Source organism: Rhodoferax sp., assembly GCF_037143375.1.
Lineage (GTDB): Bacteria > Pseudomonadota > Gammaproteobacteria > Burkholderiales > Burkholderiaceae_C > Rhodoferax.
This window is the reverse complement of record NZ_JBAWYV010000255.1, coordinates 1-2,917: the sequence shown is the minus strand read 5'-3', so window position 1 is coordinate 2,917 and position 2,917 is coordinate 1. Positions and strand designations below refer to the sequence as shown.

Sequence of the window (2,917 nt, the reverse complement as noted above, 5' to 3'; positions counted from 1 at the left end):
TGGCGTGAGCGTGGCACTTTTGCCAGACCTGTACCGCTTGCCCAGTGGTTTGAAAGACGTGCAGACCGGTGACCGCATCACTCTCCAGGCACTGGCTGCCTTGGCCGCCCAGCCACAGCGCACAGGCGGGTGGCAACTGCTGGCGCAGGGCCTTGACGTAGCGCTGCAGTGCCTCTGGAACAAAGCAAACACTCACCGAGATCGCCACGACTGTGGCCCCCCAGTCCTGCACCGCTTGCACCACGTTGGCCACGGGAGTCTGGGTGCCGAGGTTGACGCAGTCGGCGCCCTGCAAGGTCAAGGCGGCATGCAGGGCTAACAAACCCAGGCCGTGAATTTCCCCTGGCGGCGTGGTCAGCAGCACCCGGGGCAACTGGTGGCAAGTCGGCAAATGGAACAGCCCACGCAGTACAACCTGGCGCACCGACTCGGTGTAATGGTGTTCCGCGTGTACGCCTAAATGGCCTTGTGCCCAGGCATTACCCACTGCCAGATTACAGGCCGGCAGGGTCCGGTCGACAAAGTGCGACAAGCCCAGCGCGAGGACCTGTGCTTCCAGGAAATTTCGCACTTTCAAAGGCGCCGACCCTGGCACCAAGCAAGCCAGAAGGCCGAGGATAAGCGTCTCGTCTTGTGGGGCATTCCGTGCTGATTCGTGCGCAGGAGAATCAAGCACCATCAGCGCCTGCAAATCAGCCACCGACAGGCCCATGAGCTTGGCAGGGCGCAGACCCTGGTTAATTAGTCGTTTGAGGAGTTGCAGTTTCTCAACGTCCGCAGGGACGAACAGGCGCTGTCCACGCGCACCGCGCAGAGGCACGGGAAACTGGTAGCGCAGTTCCCACTTTCGAAGCACTTCGCGGCTCAGACCGGTGGCCTGTTCCATCGCGGCCTGGCTCAGCAGTTCGCCGACGGGATTTGACATTGAAGTTTTGATCTGGGTCATGGATTAAAATAATGTCCTGGACAAAAATTGACATCGCTCAAGTTCAGTGTATTCCGGTAGTGACTTCCGACCATGCCAGCTAGCTTGAGGCGCATCTGATTCTGATCGGTTTTCACGTAAATGTAATAGGTTCTCTATGTCTGACACTCTCAATAAGGCGGCCCAGGCCCTTCCCTTGCCCCACGTTGTCGCTATCGGTGCCTCGGCTGGAGGTTTGGAAGCACTGGAACGTTTGTTTGATGACCTGGTCCCGGACTCCGGGGCCACTTATGTGGTGATACAGCACCTGTCGCCGGACCACAAAAGCATGATGGCCAACCTGCTTTCGCGCCACACCCAGATGCCGGTGTTGATGGTGGAGCAAGACATGCCGATCAAGCCCAACCATGTTTACCTGATCCCGCCCGGCTCCGTCATGCACATGGGCGAAGGCTTGTTGCGACTTACCCCCAAAAATCCGCGCACCCTGACGCTGCCGATTGATGTCTTTTTCAAGTCGGTGGCGGCGCATTATGGGGCGCGGTCGGTCGGGGTCATCCTGTCCGGCACCGGCTCGGATGGCACCCGGGGTGCGTCGGCCATCAACGATGCAGGCGGTTTTCTCATCGCGCAAGAGCCAGAGAATGCCAAGTTTGATGGCATGCCGCGCAGCGTCATTGCGACCGGCCTGGTTGATGCCATCCTGCCGATTGAAAAAATTGGGCCACGTATTCTGGCGCTGATCCTGAATCAGCCGGATGTGAATTCCAGCTTGCTGAATGAAGCATCCGGGCGCGTCCTGGCGCTCAGCCCTGAGGACGCCGTCACTGGCATCCTGCAATTGCTGCTCAAGGTCGGTGGCATCGATTTTCAGGAATACAAGCCGGGCACGGTCTCGCGGCGCATTGAGCGGCGTATGACCGTGCGCCAGACCCCCACGCTGGCAGCCTACCTCGAATTGCTGTTAGATGACCGAAACGAAGTGCTCACCCTGCGCCGCGAACTGCTGATCCCGGTGACCAGTTTTTTCCGGGACAGCGAAGCGTTCGAGATTCTCGGGCGCCAGATCATCGACACCCTGGTCGCCAAAAAACAGGCGGGCGACACGATTCGGGTCTGGTCGGCCGCCGTCTCGACGGGGGAAGAAGCGTACTCCATCGCCATGCTTTTTTTGGAGACGTTTGACCAGCTCAAGCATTGGCCCACCCTGAAGATTTTTGCCACCGATGTAGAGCAGCAAAACATCGAAACCGCAGGCTCGGGAACCTACCCCGAGTCGATAGCTGCAGAGATATCGCCGCAACAGCTGGAGCGCTTTTTTGTCAAAAAAGGCACTAATTTTGTGGTCAAAAACGAGTTGCGCCAATGCATCGTGTTCGCTCGGCACAACATGCTGACCGATCCGCCGTTCACCCGCATGGACCTCGTGGTGTGCCGCAACGCCCTGATTTACTTCAAGACCCCGGCGCAAGAGCGCGCGCTCAAGCGGTTCCAGTACGCGCTGGTGCCCGGCGGCCATCTGTTTTTGGGCTCCAGTGAGTCGCTCAGCGAGATGGAAAAAGACTTCACCCCGGTCAGCGCCAAGCACAAGATATGGCAGTTGGTGCGGCCCCTGAAACTGCCGATGGAAGCGGCTATCGGGTCGGGCTACGGTTACGCCAGCAACACCGGCAGCAGCAGCCTCAATGTGCGCGCCAAGCGAATCAAGAGCAGCGCGGTGGACCAGGGCTTTAACGCCTTGATCAAGGCCTTTGCCCCGCCGGCGGCGGTGCTGGTCAATGGGCGCCATGAGCTGGTGCATTCCTATGGTGATGTGCACAAATTCCTGCAACTGCGCGAAGGTTCGGCCAGCCTGGACCTCAATCGCATCCTGCCCGAACCGCTGGTGCCGGTGGCGATTGCCTTGTTGTTCAAGGCTGGGCGCGAAGGCTGCAGCGTCAGTTCAGACCGCCTCAAGCTCAGTGCCAACGGGCAACCCGAGCACCTGCGCCT

Annotated in this window: 2 protein-coding genes; one reads left to right on the top strand and one right to left on the bottom strand. The window is 59.4% G+C overall.

What is annotated here, in order from left to right:
* A partial coding sequence (locus WCG50_RS18645; RefSeq protein ID WP_336901098.1) for a cobalamin-dependent protein occupies window positions 1-925 on the bottom strand: 925 nt, incomplete at its 3' end.
* Window positions 926-1,082: 157 nt separating this feature from the next.
* Between WCG50_RS18645 and WCG50_RS18640 the strand changes: the two genes are divergently transcribed.
* On the top strand, window positions 1,083-2,917 hold a 1,835-nt coding region (locus WCG50_RS18640), incomplete at its 3' end, for a chemotaxis protein CheB (protein WP_336901097.1).